We start from the raw sequence: 16,439 nt of genomic DNA, 5'->3' as shown, positions 1-16,439 counted from the left end.
CATGACCAAGCCGAGCACGGCGACGAACGAGGACCGGACGCGCATCGAGCTCGCGATCGGCGGCATGACCTGCGCGTCGTGCGCGAACCGCGTCGAGCGCAAGCTCAACAAGATGTCCGGCGTCGAGGCGTCGGTCAACTACGCGACGCAGAAGGCGCGGGTCAGCTACGCCGCCGACGTGACACCCGAGCAGCTCGTCGCCACCGTCGAGGCCGCCGGCTACACGGCGCTCCCCGCCGCGGAGGACACCGACACCGCCGACGAGCACGCGCGGGACCTGCGGGAACGCCTCATCGTCAGCGCGCTGCTGGCCGTTCCGGTGATCGTGGTGTCGATGGTCCCGGCGTGGCAGTTCCTCTACTGGCAGTGGGTCGTGCTGGGCCTCGCGGCCCCGGTCGTGCTGTGGGGCGCGTGGCCCTTCCACCGCGCCACCTGGACGAACCTGCGCCACGGCACCGCGACGATGGACACGCTCGTCTCCCTCGGCACCCTCGCCGCGCTCGGCTGGTCCGTCCACGCCCTGGTCTTCGGCACCGCGGGCGTCCCCGGGGTGACACACCCGTTCGCGCTGACGGTCTCCCGCGGCGCCGGCGCGGACGCGATCTACCTCGAGGTGGCCGCCGGGGTCACCCTGTTCATCCTGGCCGGCCGGTACTTCGAGGCCCGGTCCAAGCGCACCGCCGGCGCGGCGCTGCGGGCGCTGCTGGAGCTCGGCGCGCGGGACGTCGCCGTCGTGCGGAACGGGCCGGGAGGGATCAGCACCGAAGAACGGATCCCAGTCGAGGAGTTGCAGGTCGGGGACCTGTTCGTCGTCCGCCCCGGCGAGAAGGTCGCGACGGACGGCACGGTCTGTGAGGGCACGTCGGCGGTCGACGTGTCCATGTTGACCGGCGAGTCCGTCCCGGCCGAGGTCGGCCCGGACGACGCGGTGGCCGGCGGCTGCGTCAACGCGGGCGGCCGGCTGGTCGTGCGGGCCACCCGGATCGGCGTGGACACCCAGCTCGCCCGGATGGCGCAGCTCGTCGAGGACGCGCAGAGCGGGAAGGCCGCCGCCCAGCGGCTCGCGGACCGGATCTCCGGCGTGTTCGTGCCGATCGTGATCGCGCTGGCCGTCGGGACGCTCGGCTACTGGCTCGGGACGGGCGCGGGGGCCACCCAGGCGTTCACCGCGGCCGTGGCCGTCCTGATCATCGCCTGCCCGTGCGCGCTGGGCCTCGCGACACCCACGGCGCTGCTGGTCGGCACCGGCCGCGGCGCGCAGCTCGGTGTGCTGATCAAGGGGCCGGAGGTCCTGGAGTCCACCCGCCGCGTGGACACGATCGTCCTGGACAAGACCGGCACGGTCACCACCGGCGTGATGACGCTGCTCGCGGTGCACGCGGCCGAACGCGAGTCCCGGGACCAGGTGCTGCGGCTCGCCGGCGCGGTCGAGAACGGCTCCGAGCACCCCGTCGCCCGGGCGGTCGCGTCCGCGGCGCGGGAGCGGTTCGGCGAGCTGCTGCGCGTCGGCGAGTTCGAGAACCGGCCCGGCCTGGGCGTGCAGGGGCTCGTCGCGGAGCTCGCGCAGCTGCCGGGCCTGCCCGCGCCGTTGCGGTCCCCGGCCGGTCCCGAGCCGCTGACGCCCGCGGGCGGCAGCGACCGGATCGTCGCGCACGCCGTGGTGGTCGGGCGGCCGGCGCTGCTGGCCGAGCACGGCATCACGCTGCCGGAGTCCCTCGTCGAGGCGAAGGAGGAGGCGGAGTCCAAAGGCCGCACCGCCGTCGCCGTGAGCTGGGACGGGAAGGCGCGCGGGATCCTCGTCGTCGCCGACGCGGTGAAGCCGACGAGCGCCGACGCCGTCCGCCGGCTGCGGGACCTGGGCCTCACCCCGCTCCTGCTGACCGGGGACAACCGGGCCGCCGCGAGGTCCGTCGCGGCCGAGGTGGGGATCGATCCGGACTCGGTCGTCGCCGAGGTCATGCCGGAGGACAAGGTCGCCGTCGTCGAGCGGCTGCGGGCCGAGGGCAAGGTCGTCGCGATGGTGGGCGACGGCGTGAACGACGCGGCGGCGCTCGCCACCGCGGACCTCGGGCTGGCCATGGGCACGGGCACGGACGTGGCGATCCAGGCGAGCGACCTGACGCTGGTCCGTGGGGACCTGCTCGCGGCCGTCGACGCGATCCGGCTCGCCCGGCGGACCCTCGGCACGATCCGCGGCAACCTGTTCTGGGCCTTCGCCTACAACGTCGCCGCGCTCCCGCTGGCCGCGGCGGGCCTGCTCAACCCGATGATCGCGGGGGCCGCGATGGCGTTCAGCTCGGTGTTCGTGGTCACCAACAGTCTCCGCCTGCGGCGGTTCCGCGGCACCGTCTGACGATCTCCGACATCGACCGCGGTCGCACCGGGTACGCCCGGTACAGGAAGTCGCGCGTTCTTCACCCCGTCGGGAGTTACCTGCGGGTAGCATCACCCCGCACGGCCTGCAGTGAGGAGTACACGATGAGCGAGACCACCGCACCGGTGCAGCGAGGGGCCCGGCTGTCCCGGAGCGCACGACGCGCCCAGCTCCTCGTGGCCGCTCGGGACGTCTTCGCCGCGCACGGCTACCACGCCGCCGCGATGGACGACATCGCCGAGAAGGCGGGCGTGAGCAAGCCGGTGCTCTACCAGCACTTCCCCGGCAAGCTCGAGCTGTACCGGGCGCTGCTGACCACCTACGCCGACGAGCTCGTCTCCCGGGTCCGCGAGGCCATCTCCGAGACCGCGGACAACCGGGCCCGGGTGCACGCAGCCGTCGCGGCCTACTTCGACTTCGTCGCGGGCGAGGGCCACGCCTACCGGCTGGTGTTCGAGTCGGACCTGCGCGGCGAGCCCGAGGCCGCCGCCGTCGTCGACGGGGCGCTGACGAACTGCATCGACGCCGTCGCCGAGGTCGTCACGCAGGACGCGGGCCTGGACCAGGCGCGGGCGCGGCTGCTCGCGGTCGGGCTGGTGGGCCTGAGCCAGGTCACCGCGCAGTACTGGCTGGACTCCCAGCAGGGCATCCCGCGGGACGAGGCGATCTCGCTCATGTCGATGCTGGCCTGGAAGGGCCTCGCGGGCTTCCCGATGGTGCACGACTAGGACAGGCCCCGGACCCACCCGGGCAGCGCAGGACGCGCGGTGAGCCCGCCCCGTCCGTCGCGAGAGCCCCGCGACGGACGGGGCGGCCCCGTCCTCAGGCCGCCGACGAGCGCGCGGCGGTGCGGGCCAGCGCCTGCAGGCGCGCGGACACCCCGGCCACCCGCTCCACCGGCAGCATGTGCCCGGCCTCCGGGAAGATCGTCAACGACGCGTCCGGCAGCGCCTTGCGGATCCGGCGGGAGAACGACGACGGCGTGAGCCGGTCCTCGGACCCGACCATGATCTCCACCGGCACCTGCGCGAACGCGGCCAGCGCGGCGTCCCGCTCGTGCGCCTCCAGGGTCGGCCGGAAGCCGGAGACCGTGCTGGGCCGGCACTCCGCGACGACCTTCGTGGTCAGCCGGACCGCGCGGGCGTCCGCGTCGCTGCCGAGCAGCAGCCACTTCATCCCCGGCCGCAGCAGCCACGGGTGCTTGCTCAGCGCGCGGCGGGTGTCCCAGCCGCGCGAGGCGTACAACCGGCGCTCGGCGCGGCGGAACAGCTCCAGCTGCGCCGGGCGCAGGCCGAACGTCGCGTCCGCCAGCCCGCCGCTGGCCGTCGCGACGAGGGCGACGCCGGCGAGCCGCGCGGCCACCAGCTCCGGATGCCGCTCGGCGAGCGCCATCACGGTCATGCCGCCCATGGAGTGGCCGCCCAGGACCAGCGGCCCGTCCGGGGCGACCTGCTCGATCAGTGCCGCCAGGTCGTCCGCGAGCTGCTCGATCGTCAGCGTCGACGGGTCGGCGGTGTCCGAGCGGCCGTGTCCCCGGTGGTCGTAGCGGACGACGCGCGCCGGGACCCCGGCGCCGACCAACGAGTCGGCGACGGGCTCCCAGCAGCGCGAGTCCAGCGTCCAGCCGTGCGCGAGCACGACGGTCACCGGGGCCTCCGTACCGGAACTCGTCCCGGCTGCCCCGGTGACCTCGGCGTGCAGCCCGATGCCGTCCGCGGACCGGACCCTCATACCAGGTAGGCCTTCCGCCACAGGACCTCCGTCGGGCCGCCGATCATGTCCTGCTCGCGCAGGAACGCGACACACTTGCGGGCGGACCAGCGCAGCGTGTCCTGCCAGTGCGGGTTCGCCAGGGCGGCCTTGCGGCCGACCTCCGGGTCGATCCCGACGCTGCGGTACACCTCCGGGTGGATGATGTTCCGTGCGACGATGAACGCGATCCGCGAGAGCAGGTAGCGCCCGATCACCTTCTGCGCCCGGCTGGTCTTCGGCATGATCCGCGCCAGCTCCTCGCGGGCGTAGCGGACGTGCCGGGCCTCCTCGGTCACGTGGATCTTGTTGACCATGCGGGTGAGCGGCTGCACCGACTCGTCGCGCATGCTCTTGCGCTGCATCTGGTCGAGGATCTCCTCGACGAACAGGGTGCCGCCGAACATCGCGGGGCCGTAGCCGACCGTCTTGAACACCCGGCCCAGGTTGTGCGTGAGCCCGGTCGGCGCGTAGTCCGGGACGCCGTAAGCCTCGGTCATCTTGGCGAACATGATCGAGTGCCGGCACTCGTCCGCGATCTCGGTGAGCGCGTACTGGATGTGGCTGCGGCGCGGGTCCCGGTCGTAGGCGTAGCGCAGCAGCATCTGCATGAGGATCATCTCGAACCACAGGCCGATGCGCGCGATGCTGCACACCTCGTGGATCGTCAGCGTCCGCCGCTGCTCCTCGGTGAGCCCGTCCCACAGCTCGGTGCCGTAGAGGCTGGACAGCTCCGGCGAGATGCCCCACTTGCCCTCGACGAGCGGGGCGTCCCAGTCGATGTCCAGGTTCGGGTCGTACGAGTGGTCGACCGAGGACTTCAGCAGCCGGTCGGCCGTGGCCTCGCGGTCGTTCAGGGTCTTCGTGGGCTTGTCCGCGGTGGGGGCGCTCATGAGGTGCTCCTCTCCTTCGAGGGGGCGGTCTCCTGCACGACTGCGGGGACGTCGCGGCCGGTCAGCCGGCGGACCAGGCCCGCGGCGACGGGCGACGAGTCGAAGTGGCCGGTGGCGGCCTGCGTGCGCAGCCGGCGGACGACGCCGGAGCCGACGATCGTGGGGATGTGCCGGCCGGCCCAGAGCTCGAGCTGGCCCGCGCGGGTGCCGGCGGTGTCCCGTGGCGGCCGGGGGGCCGCGAGCGCGCGGACGACCGTGCCGACGATGTCCTCGACCTCCTCGCGGCGGACCTGCCCCTCCAGGGCGAGCCCGACCTCGCGGCCGGCGTCGTGGATCGGCGTCCGCACGTAGCCCGGGTACACCGTGCTGACGTGCAGCTCCGTGCCGTACTCGAGGCGCAGGGCGTCCGCGTAGGCGGCCATCCCGCGCTTCGCGACGCTGTAGGCCGAGACGAACGGGAGCGTCAGGTAGGCGAGCTCGCTGGACACGAACACCACCCGGCCCTTGGCACCGTCACGGTCCGCCCGGCCCGCCATCAGCGCGGGCAGCGCCGCGGCCGTGACCCGCCACGCCCCGAGCAGGTTCGTGTCGATGACCTTCATGGCGTCCGGCTCGAGCGGGCCGCCCGCGTCGTTCGGCGTGCCGATGCCGGCGTAGTGCACCACCGCGTCCAGGCCGCCGAGCTGCTCGACCGCGGTCGCCACCGCCGTATCGACCGCGGCCTCGTCGGTGATGTCGCAGGCGACGATTCCGTCCCCGGCGACCCGGTCCAGCCCCACGACCTTCGCACCCTGCTCACGCAGCCGCTGCACGGTCGGCGCACCGAACCCGCCCGCGGCTCCCGTGATCAGCACGCGGGTGCCCGGGGCCACCGCTCGTCGGGATCTGGGATGAGACACCGTCGGCTCTCCTCTCGTCGAAGGCCACCGGCGCTTGCTGTTACCGCCGGTAACTGTTACCACTGGTAACGTGCCGCACGACACGCCAGCTGTCAAGGGGAACGACCGCTCCGTCCGCAACACCGAGCGTCGGGCCGAACGCCGCGCCGAGATGGTCGACGCGGCGATGGACGCGGTGCGCGAGCACGGCGCGGGGGTCTCCGTCGCGGACATCGCGAAGCGCGCCGGGATCACCAAACCCGTGCTCTACCGGCACTTCGCGGACCGCGCGGACCTGCAGCGGGCGGTCGGCGAGAAGAGCGCCGAGCTGCTGATGGAACGCATCTTCACGGCGCTGGAGGCCGCGGACTCGGAGGCGGACGAGGCCGCCCTGATCGCGCACATCGTCGACGCGTTCCTCGCGGGCATCGAGGACGAGCCGGAGCTCTGGCACTTCGTCGTGCACAACACCGCCGAGCGCGAGGCCGGCAGCGAGATCGTCGAGGACGTGCAGGAACGGATCGCCCGGCTGCTCTCGATCCTGATCGGTGAGCGCCTGCGCGCGGCGGGCCTGGACTCCGGCGGCGCCGAGGTGTGGGCGCTCGGCCTCGTCGGGATGGTGAAGAACGCCGGCGACTGGTGGCTCGAACGCCGCACGATGAGCCGCGCCGCGCTGACCAGCTACCTGACCACGCTCATCTGGGGCGGACTGGGCGGCGTGCTCGCGGCCGCGGCCCCGGGTCGCGGCACCCCAGCTCCCGGCACCCCGGCGCCCGGCACCCCGGCTCCCGACCCCACGCTCCGCGCCGTGCCCGACCCCTGCGAGAAGGAGAGAGACCATGCCTGAGACCCGTGCAGAGCAGGCCGAGCACGACCACGACGAAGAGGGTTACACCGGCGCCGCGACCCTGACGCTGAGCGGCGAGGAGGTGCCGGTCCGGGTCCGGATCCTGGTCCAGCACGAGCCCCACGACGGCCGGTTGCACTGGTTCGGCCGCGTGGACCGGGACGATCGGCTCACCGACCTGCTGGGCGGCCGGGGAGGCGACGTCGAGTTCCGGACCGAGCACGGCAGCGCGGCCGCGACGATCGGCGACGTCGACCTGTGGGGCCGCTACCGGCTCAGCGGGAGCGGCCGCCCGCCGTTCCCCCTCGACGAGCCGCCCACGCCCGAGGACGACTGACCAGCCGGATTGTCGGACGATCCGACAGTGCCCGCTAGCCTGACCCCATGCCCGCCAGCACGCCCCGCGCCGGATGGACCGCCTCGCTCTCCCGGCAGCGCGAGACGCTGCACGCGGCCTCGACGGCGGCGCGCGTGGCGGACCTGCTCCGCGCCCAGGTGCTCGACGGCGAGCTGCGCCCGGGCGTGCAGCTGGGCGAGGAGGCGCTCGTCGAGGCGCTGGGCGTCTCCCGCAACACCATCCGCGAGGGGCTGCAGATCCTCGGGCACGAGCGGCTGGTGGAGCACCGGCGGCACCGCGGCGTGTTCGTCCGGCAGCTGAGCCAGGGCGACCTCGCGGACCTGTGCGGGCTGCGCCGTTCCCTGGAGATCGGTGCCCTGCGCGAGGCCGCGGCACTCGACGGACCGCTCGATCCCGAGCTCGTCGCCGCGGTGCAGGCCGCGGCGGCGGAGGGTGTGGAGGCCGTCGCCCGGGAGGACTGGGCGGGGGTCGGGACGGCCAACTCCAACTTCCACCTCGGGCTGGCCGCACTGCCGGGCAACCCCCGGATCGACAGCGCCATCCGCAGCCTGCTCGCCGAGCTCCGGCTGGCGTTCCTGCTGGTCGCGAACGCGCGGGAGATGCACGAGCGCTACGTCCCCGCCCACGTCGAGCTCGCCGCCCAGATCGCCGCCGGACGGCTCGACGATGCGGCGGTGACGCTGGAGCGCTACCTGCGCCATTCCCAGCGCCACCTGATCACGGCCTACGCCGCCGCCGTCGAGCAGCTCAGCTGAAGATCCCGGGCAGGTCCGCCAGCGAGCGGACCCCGGCGTAGACGGTGAACAGCCAGGCCGCGACGCCGACCAGCAGGATCCGGCGCGGGTAGGTCGCCCCCTGCAGCAGGTCGCGCCGGCGCCACGCGATCCACAGCATGATGCCGAGCCCGAACGGCAGGATCAGGCCGTTGAACGCCCCGGCGAAGACGAGCAGCGCCGCGGGGGTCCGGCCGACGACCAGGTACAGCACGGTGGACACCGCGATGAAGACGCTGATGCTCAGGTTGAACCGGCGCGCGACGGGCGGGGCGAGCGTCTTGAGGAACGTCGCGGACGTGAACGAGGCGCCGATGGTGCTCGTCATGCCCGCCGTCCAGAAGACCAGGCCGAACAGCGCCAGCCCGACGGGTCCGACGGCCGCGGCGAAGGCCGAGCCCACCGGGTCCGACGTGGACAGCACCGCACCCGCGGTGACGGCGCCGAGGATGCCCAGGAACAGCAGCAGCCGCAGCGCCCCGGTGATCAGGATGCCGTTGACCGAGCCGCGGGCGATCGTCTTCAGGTTCTCCGGGCCGGTCGTGCCGGACTCGATCAGTCGGTGCGCCCCGGCATAGGTGATGTAGCCGCCGACGGTGCCGCCGATGAGCGTGAGGACGGGCAGGAAGTCCAGCCCGACCGGGGCGAACGTGCGGACGACGGCCTCCCCGACGGGCGGGGTGGTGACGACGCAGATGTACGCGATCAGGCCGATCTTGATCGTGCCGAGGACGATCACGGCCTTGTCCAGCGTCCCGTCCAGCGCCTTGTAGGAGAAGATCAGGATCGCCAGCCCGGCGCTGAGCACCACCCCGATCCGGGGCTCGAGGCCGAAGAGGTTCTTCAGTCCCTGCCCGGTCGCGCTGAGGTTGCCGATGCAGAAGACGAGCCCGCCGAGGGTGATCAGGCCGGCCAGGACGTATCCGGAGCCGGGGACGACCTTGTTGGCCAGGTCCTGGGCACGCAGACCCGAGAGCCCGACGACCCGCCAGACGTTCAGCTGGATGGCGACGTCGACGACGATGCTGGCGACGATCGCGGCGGCGAAGGACGCGCCGTAACGGGCGGTGAACGTGCCGGTCTGGGAGATGAAGCCCGGTCCCGCCGCGGACATCGCCATCAGGAACATCGCGCCGACGACGGCGATCGTGCGCTTCGGGTCGTACGCCCTGGCCGGAGCGGCGGTCGTGCGGCCGTCCGGTCCGGCACTGTCCGGCTGGCCCATGGGATCTCCCTGCTCGTGTCGTCGTCGGCCACGGCTGTGAGCCCAGTCGCACCGATTTCGTTGAGCGTAAGGATTGTTCAACAATCAGTCAACGCGGGGGTGATTACCGTTGTGTTTCGCGATCCGCTGGTCAGGCCCCGGGAAACACGGACGGCCGGCCCCCGGGGGACCGGCCGTCCGAGGGGACTCGGGTGTCAGGAGCCGAAGCCGACCCGGGCCGGCGACGCGGGAGCGATCTCGATGTAGGAGATGCGCGCGGCGGGCACGAGGAAGCGGCGCCCCTTGTCGTCGACGAGGGCGAGCGTCCCGTCGGCGGACTTCATCGCCTCGTTGACCAGGGCCTCCACCTCCTCGGGCGTCTGGCCGCTGGACACCACGAGCTCCCGCGGGCTCTCCGCGATGCCGATCTTGACCTCCACCGGGGGGACCTCCTGGTGACGACGATGGGATGACGACCGCCAGGCTAGTCGAGCCGGCGACGCGGGGGCGGCACGGGCCGTCCACCGTGGGCGAACGCGTCCTCAGTTCAGCCCGAGTGCCGCCATCCGCTTCCCGTGGTTGGACTGCAGCCGCTTGATCAGGGCCGCGATCCCCGCGATGTCCCCGGACCCCCGGACGATGAAGTCCGCGAGCTCGTCCCGCTCTGCCACGATGTGCTGGGCCTGGGTGACCGCCTCGCCGAGCAGCCGGCGGCCCCAGAGCGCGAGGCGGTCCCGGACCTGCCTGTTCTGCGCGCACGCGGACTTGACCTCACGCTCGGCGAACGCGCTGTGCCCGGTGTCCGCGAGGACCCGCTCGACCAGCTCGCCCGTCGAGTCGTCGACCCAGCCGGCGACCTCGCGGTAGAAGTCCGCGGCCAACCCGTCGCCGACGTAGGCCTTGACCAGCGACTCCAGCCAGGTCCGCGGCCGGGTGGAGGCGTGGTAGGCGTCCAGCGGGGCGACGAACGGCGTCATCGCCTCCTCGACCGTCACGCCGAACCGCTCTAGGTGCTCCTCCAGCAGCCGGAAGTGCCCGATCTCCGCCGCCGCCATGACCGACAGCTGACGACGTCCACTGAGCGTGGGCGCAGTGCGCGCGTCCGCGGCGAGGCGGTCGAACGCGGAGAAGCTCGCCGTAGGCCAGGACGCCGAGGAGGTCCACCGTCGCCCGGGAGGTACTGCCGTTCACCGTGATCTCCGTACGCTCGTACCCACCGTCGGAGACGGTGCCGGACTCGCCCACCATGGTCAGCGAGCGTAGCCGTTCGATCAGGCGGCGCACGTCACCCGACCCGACCGGCCCCGCACCGTGCCCCGACGTGCCCTTTCGGGGTATCATGAGTCGAGCGATGCGCGATCGGGGTCGCAACCCCGGGGCCTTCAGGGGCCCTTCTCTTCCCCGTAGCGCCGCGCACACCGAGCGAACCGCCGGGAAACGGGTCGGCGCCACCGGCGCCCGACTCACCGGCACCTCGCACAGACATGGTGCGTACAGCGCCTCGACGGCTCTCCCACCCGGGCTCCCAGGTGGTCGGACGAGCCGCTGCAGGGAATCTGTACGCGGAGAGAGGCGATCATCCTGTCCGTTCCGAACGATTTTTCCGGCGAGTCCGCCGAGATCGACACCCCCGACACTCCCGACACGACCGTCGAGGCGGGCACCCCGGACCCGGAGGCCCTCGACGAGGCCCACCCGCTCCAGGGCGGCGCTCCGGTCAAGAAGGAGTCCCCCACCTTCGCCGAGCTGGGCGTCCGCCCCGAGATCGTGCAGGCGCTGGCCGAGGCCGGCATCGAGCGCACGTTCGCGATCCAGGAGCTCACCCTCCCGCTGGCCCTCGCCGGCGAGGACGTCATCGGCCAGGCCCGCACGGGCATGGGCAAGACCCTCGGCTTCGGCGTCCCGCTGCTGCAGCGGGTGACCCCGCCGTCGGAGCAGCCCGCCGCCACCGCCGAGGGCGAGGCCGCGGACCGCACCCGCGACGTGCCGCAGGCCCTCGTCGTCGTCCCCACCCGTGAGCTGTGCGTCCAGGTCGCCAAGGACCTCGCGGACGCCGGCAGCCACCTCGGCGTCCGGGTCACCGCGATCTACGGCGGGCGGGCCTACGAGCCGCAGCTCGCGGCGCTGCGCAAGGGCGTGGACGTCGTCGTCGGCACCCCCGGGCGCCTGCTGGACCTCGCCGAGCAGCGTCACCTGGTCCTCGGCCGCGTCAAGGCCCTCGTCCTGGACGAGGCGGACGAGATGCTCGACCTCGGCTTTCTGCCGGACGTGGAGCGGATCATGCGCATGCTCCCGGACGAGCGGCACACGATGCTCTTCTCGGCCACCATGCCGGGCCCGATCATCGCGCTGTCCCGGGCGTTCCTGAAGCAGCCGACGCACATCCGCGCCGAGGAGTCGGACCAGGGTTCGGTCCACGAGCGCACCCGCCAGCTCGTCTACCGCGCGCACGCGATGGACAAGGTCGAGCTGCTCACCCGCGTCCTGCAGGCCAAGGACCGCGGCCTGACGATGATCTTCGCGCGGACCAAGCGCACCGTGCAGCGCGTCGCGGACGACCTCGCGGACCGCGGGTTCGCCGCCGCCGCAGTGCACGGAGACCTCGGCCAGGGCGCCCGTGAGCAGGCGCTCCGCGCGTTCCGCGCCGGCAAGGTCGACGTCCTGGTGGCCACGGACGTCGCGGCCCGCGGCATCGACGTCACCGACGTCACGCACGTCGTGAACTACCAGTGCCCCGAGGACTCCAAGACCTACGTCCACCGGATCGGCCGCACCGGCCGCGCCGGCAAGGAGGGCGTCGCGGTCACGCTCGTGGACTGGGACGAGATCCCGAAGTGGAAGATGGTCTCGGACGACCTGAAGCTCGGCCTCGACGAGCCGGTCGAGACCTACTCCACATCGGATCACCTGTTCACGGACCTCGAGATCCCGACCAACGCCACCGGCCGGCTGCCGCACTCCAAGCGCACCCGCGCCGGGCTCGAGGCGGAGTACGTGGACACCGAGGGCGACCACGGCGGCCGGAACAAGAAGCGCAGCGGCCGGGACGACCGGCGCTCCGCCCCGGAGGCGGACCGTCCGGCCCGGTCGGACCGGGCCACCCGCCAGCGCACCCGTCGCCGTAGTGGCGTGCCCGTGGCCGGCGAGGCCCAGCCGGTGACGGCGGGCGTCGCCACCGGTCCCGACGCCGCCCCCGCCACCGGCCCGGAGGTCACCGCCTCCACCGGCACGGACGGCGAGGGCGCCCCGCGCCGTCGTCGTCGCCGTGGCGGCCGCCGTCGCGGCGGCTCCGGCGAGGGCGCCACGGCGGGCATCGAGCAGCAGGACGCCGCCGCCAGCTGACCTGGCAGGACACCACACCGGCCCGGCCCCCACCTCGGGGACCGGGCCGGTGTCGTGTCCGCTCCTGTGGCAGGGTGCGGTGGTGCTCCGCCGCAGGCCGATCCGCCCCGAACGCCGACGCCCCGCGGACGTCGTCGCGGCCGTCGCGATCGTCGTGGTGCTCGTGGTCGCCGCCGTCGTCTACGGCACGCACAGCCCCCTCGCCGGTACGGAGTCCGTTCCCGCCGCAGGCCCCGGCACCGCGCCGCAGGCCCCGCTGGACGTCCCGGACGCGTTCGCCGAGGCCTGGCGCGCGCCCAGCTCCGCCGCGCCGCTGCCCGTCACCGCCGGCCCGGGCGTCGTGACCGCGGACGGCGGGACCGTCACCGGCCGGGACGCCACCACCGGGGCCGAGCGCTGGCACTACACGCGGGACCGGCAGCTGTGCACCGTCGCGGAGGGCTTCGGCCGGGTCCTCGCGCTCTACCACGACGAGGAGCACTGCAACGAGCTCGCGGCGCTCGACGGGGACCTCGGCACGCGCAAGGACCAGCGGACCGTGGACGCCCGGCCCGGCGCCCGGCTGCTCACCAGCGGCAGCCAGGTCGTCGTCACCGGCCCGGACCATACCGAGGCCATGCGCTCGGACCTGGTCAAGACCCTGGAGTACGGGGCGATCACCGCGCCCGCGCAGCCGGGACGGCAGCCCCGCAGCGGCTGCACGTACCACTCGTTCGCCGCGACGGCCGGCCGGCTCGGCGTCGTCGAGTCCTGCCCGACGGACACCGTGGACCGGATCACGGTGCTGCGCCCGGACGGCGGCGGGGACGCCGACACCCCGCAGATCACGTTCTCCAGCCGGCTCCCCGAGACGGGCGCGCAGGTCGTCGCCCTCTCCGCCGAGCGCACGGCCGTGGTCCTGCCCGGGCCGCCCGAACTGCAGATCCTCGACGCCGAGGGCGCCCAGGTCTCGCTCGTCGGGCTGGACATCCCGGAGTCGGAGGTCGCGCCGCCCCCGGACGGCGTGGCCGTGACCGCCTCGGACACACAGCGGACCTACTGGTGGAGCGGCTCGAGCACGATCGCGCTGGACCGCACCGCACTGGCCCCACTGTGGACCCTGAAGGGCACGCTGGGCCCCGGGACGAGCTACGCGGGCCAGTGGGTGGTCCCCGTGCCGCGCGGCCTCGCCGTCGTCGACCCGACGCGCGGCGTGGTGCGCCGGACCGTCCCGGTGGACCGGGGTGGCTACTCGGGGTCGGTCGCGCTGGCGGCCAAGGGCGACGTGCTCGTCGAGCAGCGGGGCACCGAGGCCGTGGCCCTGCGGCCCGCGGGCTGATCGGACGGCCCGTACCGGGTCAGAACAGCCAGTACCAGGCCACGACCGCCGCGACCAGCACGATCGCCGCCCACGCGGCCAGCACGCCCGTCCGGTCCCGCCGCCGGTCCGCCACGGCCTGCGCCACGACAGCCACCACCGCGGCCGCCCCGTGCCCCAGCAGCATCCCCGTCCCCGGACCGGCTGTGCCCGTCCGCGTGGTCACCGCCCAGCCCGCCAGCAGGATCACGGCGACCCCGACGAGCCCGGCGGCGAGCACCCCGGACACGCCGCGCAGCAGGCGCCCGGCGCGGGAGGTGCGGGTACGGGACGTGGTCACGGCGCCAGCAACGCCCAGGGGTCGAGCTCGGGTGCGGCGGCCCGTCCCTCGGGGCAGTGCCGTCGGACGGGGCAGGTGCTGCAGTGCGGCGCAGTCCGCGGCGGATAGCCGTCGCCGTCCGCCGCCGCGGTGATCTCGGCGGCGGTCGCCTCGGCGAGGGCGACGTGCCCGGCCAGCGACGCGGCGTCGTGCTCCCAGGCGGCGACCCGCCCGCTGGGCAGGTGGTGCAGCTCGACGCGGGTGCAGCCGCGGCGCAGCGTGTGCGCCGCGGCGACGGCGTAGAGCGCGAGCGCGGGCGAGTCCCGGGCGTCCTCGGGTTCGGGCACCCGGCGCCCGGTCTTGTAGTCGACGATCACGGCCTCGCCTTCGCGGGAGTCGATCCGGTCGACCCGCCCCTCGGCGACGATCGAGCCGACCGCCCCGGACACCCACCGCTCGACGGCCAGGGGTTCCTCCGCGTCCGGCCCGGTCACGTGCTCGGCGCAGTACTCCGCCAGCCAGTCCCTCGCCCGTTCGCGGTACTCGGCCTGCTGGGCGTCGTCCCGGTAGCCCTCGCCGGACCAGTTCCGGTCGACGAGCGCGGCGGCCGTCTCCGGCGTACGCCGGGCGACCGGCAGCGCGTGCAGAGCCCGGAGGGCGAGGTGGACGACGGCGCCGAGCGTGCTGTGCGCCCAGGCCCCGCCCCGGGCCGGCGCGGGCCGGTCGACGTAGGTCATCCGGTAGCGCCGCGGGCAGGCCTCCCACGTCGCGAGGCGGGCGGGCGTGACCCGGACCAGCGGCCGGACCCAGCCCGTGTCGTCCAGGAGGTCGAAACCGAGCTGCTCACCTCCAGATCTGTCGCGCACGGCACCCACGCGGCAACGGTACCGAGCGCGGCGGCTCAGCCCGTCAGCGGCTCGACCCCGCTCGCCTGCGCCAGCAACGCCTCGAGCGCGTCCGGGGCGGTGGTCTCGGCGGCGATGGGGGTCTTCTTGTTGGTCCCGTGGTAGTCACTGGACCCCGTCGTGACCAGGCCGAGCTCGCCGGCGAGCCCGCGCAGCGTCGCGCGGTCCTCCGGGGAGTGGTCCGGGTGGTCGACCTCGACGCCGCCCAGGCCCTCCTTCGCGAGGTCCGCGAGCACCAATGTCTCGATCACGCGGCCGCGCTTGCGGGCCAGGGCGTGCGCGAAGACGGGCACCCCGCCGGCCTCGCGGACCATCCGCACCGCCGTCTCGACGGGTGTGTCCGCCTTCTCGACGTAGTACTTGCTGTCGTTGTGCAGCAGCTTCGCGAACGCCTCGTCGACCGACCCCACGATGCCGGCCCGGACCAGCGCCTGCCCCAGGTGCGGGCGGCCGGGTGTGGTGCCCTCGGGCAGGTCCGCGAACACGGTCCCGGGATCGACCGGGTAGCCGTCCTCGGCGAGCTTGGCCACCATCTTGACCAGCCGCTGCGAGCGTTCCTCGCGCAGCCGCGCCTGCTCGTCGACGATCGCGGGGTGCTCGGGGTCGAACAGGTAACCGAGCAGGTGGACCGGGACCGTGCCCCCGCGCCCGTCCGGGCTCACGCAGGAGAACTCCGCGCCGCGGACCAGCTGCATCCCGGCGGGGAGCGCCGCGGCGGCACGGACCCAGCCGCCCGTCGTGTCGTGGTCGGTGAGCGCCAGGGTCGTGACGCCGGCGGCCGCCGCGGTCGCGACGAGCTCCTCGGGCGTCTCGGTGCCGTCCGAGATGACGGAGTGGGTGTGCAGATCGATCCGGGTCACCTGCCGACCCTAGACCGGGCGTCTCGGTCACGCCCCGGCCGCAAGGACCGGCTCAGCCCCGGCGCCAACGTGGACGCGCGAGCATGCCGGTGGCGCGGGTCTTGCCCTTCTCGCCGAAGACGAGCTCGGAGAGCGCCTCGTAGATCTCCTCGGGGCGCGGCATGAAGTCGATCCGGTTCAGCGCCTGGATCTGACCCGCGGACTCGACGACGAGCGTGCCATAGCCGAGGATCCGGCCGCCGAAGCTGCGTTGGAAGGTCAGGTCCGTGACCTTGCCCAGCGGCATCATGCCGACCTTGTGGGTGATGATCCCCTGGGCGAGCATCACCCGCTTGTCCGTGATCACGATGCGCTCGATCCACCACAGGATCGTGTTGATCGTGAACCGCGCGACCGCGACCAGCGCGAGGTAGAACGTCAGGTTGTCCACGACGCGCTCGCCGATGGCGAGCGAGTCGTCCGACGCGGAGCCGCCGCCGAAGTTGCCGTCGAGGTACCGCTCGATCAGCACCATCGCCAGCACGAACAGCACGGTCTGGACGATGTGCTTGGCCATCACCGCCCAGTGCTGGCGCACGCGGATGACGCGCCGCTCCGTGGGCAGCAGGTACTCGTCGATCTCGCGGGGCGCCAGCACGGG

General features: G+C 73.7%; 16 protein-coding genes and 1 pseudogene. 7 read left to right on the top strand and 10 right to left on the bottom strand.

Annotation, left to right across the window (positions count from 1 at the left end):
• The first annotated feature begins 1 nt into the window (after position 1).
• A complete protein-coding gene (locus WBK50_RS03550; protein WP_341334209.1) occupies positions 2-2,353 on the top strand; it encodes a heavy metal translocating P-type ATPase in 2,352 nt (783 codons plus the stop codon).
• 125 nt (positions 2,354-2,478) lie between these two features.
• Positions 2,479-3,102 carry a TetR/AcrR family transcriptional regulator gene (locus tag WBK50_RS03545; RefSeq protein ID WP_341334208.1) on the top strand — a complete coding sequence of 208 codons (624 nt, stop codon included), beginning with the start codon at positions 2,479-2,481 and terminating at the stop codon, positions 3,100-3,102.
• 94 nt (positions 3,103-3,196) lie between these two features.
• Here the strand turns inward: WBK50_RS03545 and WBK50_RS03540 are convergent, their stop codons facing one another.
• The 3 genes from WBK50_RS03540 to WBK50_RS03530 are packed head-to-tail and all read right to left on the bottom strand — an operon-like array spanning position 3,197 to position 5,915.
• Entirely contained in the window at positions 3,197-4,105 is a 909-nt protein-coding gene (locus WBK50_RS03540; RefSeq protein WP_341334207.1) for an alpha/beta fold hydrolase, read from the bottom strand.
• Complete coding sequence (locus WBK50_RS03535; protein ID WP_341334206.1) at positions 4,102-5,016, bottom strand: AurF N-oxygenase family protein; 915 nt, start codon at positions 5,014-5,016, stop codon at positions 4,102-4,104. The genes WBK50_RS03540 and WBK50_RS03535 overlap by 4 nt, the downstream gene beginning before the upstream one ends.
• Positions 5,013-5,915, bottom strand: a complete 903-nt coding sequence (locus tag WBK50_RS03530; protein WP_341334205.1) for an SDR family NAD(P)-dependent oxidoreductase — start codon at positions 5,913-5,915, stop codon at positions 5,013-5,015. Before WBK50_RS03530 ends, WBK50_RS03535 begins: the two co-directional genes overlap by 4 nt.
• Positions 5,916-5,985: 70 nt before the next feature.
• Between WBK50_RS03530 and WBK50_RS03525 the strand changes: the two genes are divergently transcribed.
• From WBK50_RS03525 to WBK50_RS03515, 3 genes are read left to right on the top strand one after another with little or no spacing between them, the layout of a single operon-like run.
• Complete coding sequence (locus tag WBK50_RS03525; protein ID WP_341334204.1) at positions 5,986-6,741, top strand: TetR/AcrR family transcriptional regulator; 756 nt, start codon at positions 5,986-5,988, stop codon at positions 6,739-6,741.
• Entirely contained in the window at positions 6,734-7,078 is a 345-nt protein-coding gene (locus WBK50_RS03520; protein WP_341334203.1) for a DUF4873 domain-containing protein, read from the top strand. Before WBK50_RS03525 ends, WBK50_RS03520 begins: the two co-directional genes overlap by 8 nt.
• Before the next feature lie 47 nt (positions 7,079-7,125).
• On the top strand, positions 7,126-7,854 hold the full coding sequence (locus WBK50_RS03515; protein WP_341334202.1) for a GntR family transcriptional regulator: 729 nt from the start codon (positions 7,126-7,128) through the stop codon (positions 7,852-7,854).
• Here WBK50_RS03515 and WBK50_RS03510 read toward each other — a convergent pair.
• The 3 genes and pseudogenes from WBK50_RS03510 to WBK50_RS03500 form a co-directional block, all read right to left on the bottom strand.
• Positions 7,847-9,097, bottom strand: coding sequence for an NRAMP family divalent metal transporter (locus WBK50_RS03510; protein WP_341334201.1), 1,251 nt, complete (start codon positions 9,095-9,097; stop codon positions 7,847-7,849). The two genes, WBK50_RS03515 and WBK50_RS03510, sit on opposite strands and share 8 nt — an antisense overlap.
• Before the next feature lie 194 nt (positions 9,098-9,291).
• Positions 9,292-9,516, bottom strand: a complete 225-nt coding sequence (locus tag WBK50_RS03505; protein WP_297495196.1) for a DUF3107 domain-containing protein — start codon at positions 9,514-9,516, stop codon at positions 9,292-9,294.
• A 102-nt stretch (positions 9,517-9,618) separates the two neighbouring features.
• Positions 9,619-10,324 (bottom strand): annotated as a pseudogene (locus WBK50_RS03500) (ferritin-like fold-containing protein).
• A 519-nt stretch (positions 10,325-10,843) separates the two neighbouring features.
• On the opposite strand from WBK50_RS03500, the gene WBK50_RS03495 reads away from it, so the two are divergent.
• Entirely contained in the window at positions 10,844-12,418 is a 1,575-nt protein-coding gene (locus tag WBK50_RS03495; RefSeq protein ID WP_445942217.1) for a DEAD/DEAH box helicase, read from the top strand.
• Between the two features lie 49 nt (positions 12,419-12,467).
• Positions 12,468-13,736 (top strand): Rv3212 family protein, encoded by a 1,269-nt coding sequence (locus tag WBK50_RS03490; protein WP_341334200.1) that lies wholly within the window; start codon positions 12,468-12,470, stop codon positions 13,734-13,736.
• 19 nt (positions 13,737-13,755) lie between these two features.
• Here the strand turns inward: WBK50_RS03490 and WBK50_RS03485 are convergent, their stop codons facing one another.
• The 4 genes from WBK50_RS03485 to WBK50_RS03470 are packed head-to-tail and all read right to left on the bottom strand — an operon-like array spanning position 13,756 to position 16,436.
• A complete protein-coding gene (locus WBK50_RS03485; RefSeq protein WP_341334199.1) occupies positions 13,756-14,055 on the bottom strand; it encodes a hypothetical protein in 300 nt (99 codons plus the stop codon).
• On the bottom strand, positions 14,052-14,909 hold the full coding sequence (locus tag WBK50_RS03480) for a RecB family exonuclease (RefSeq protein ID WP_341334198.1): 858 nt from the start codon (positions 14,907-14,909) through the stop codon (positions 14,052-14,054). The genes WBK50_RS03485 and WBK50_RS03480 overlap by 4 nt, the downstream gene beginning before the upstream one ends.
• Before the next feature lie 26 nt (positions 14,910-14,935).
• Complete coding sequence (locus WBK50_RS03475) at positions 14,936-15,799, bottom strand: PHP domain-containing protein (RefSeq protein WP_341334197.1); 864 nt, start codon at positions 15,797-15,799, stop codon at positions 14,936-14,938.
• 52 nt (positions 15,800-15,851) lie between these two features.
• Positions 15,852-16,436, bottom strand: coding sequence for a PH domain-containing protein (locus tag WBK50_RS03470; RefSeq protein WP_341334196.1), 585 nt, complete (start codon positions 16,434-16,436; stop codon positions 15,852-15,854).
• Positions 16,437-16,439 lie beyond the last annotated feature (3 nt).

It is taken from the genome of Pseudonocardia sp. T1-2H (genome assembly GCF_038039215.1).
In the GTDB taxonomy this organism is placed as follows: Bacteria; Actinomycetota; Actinomycetes; order Mycobacteriales; family Pseudonocardiaceae; genus Pseudonocardia.
Note: the sequence above shows the minus strand (reverse complement) of the source record. Positions and strands in the feature narration are given on the sequence as shown.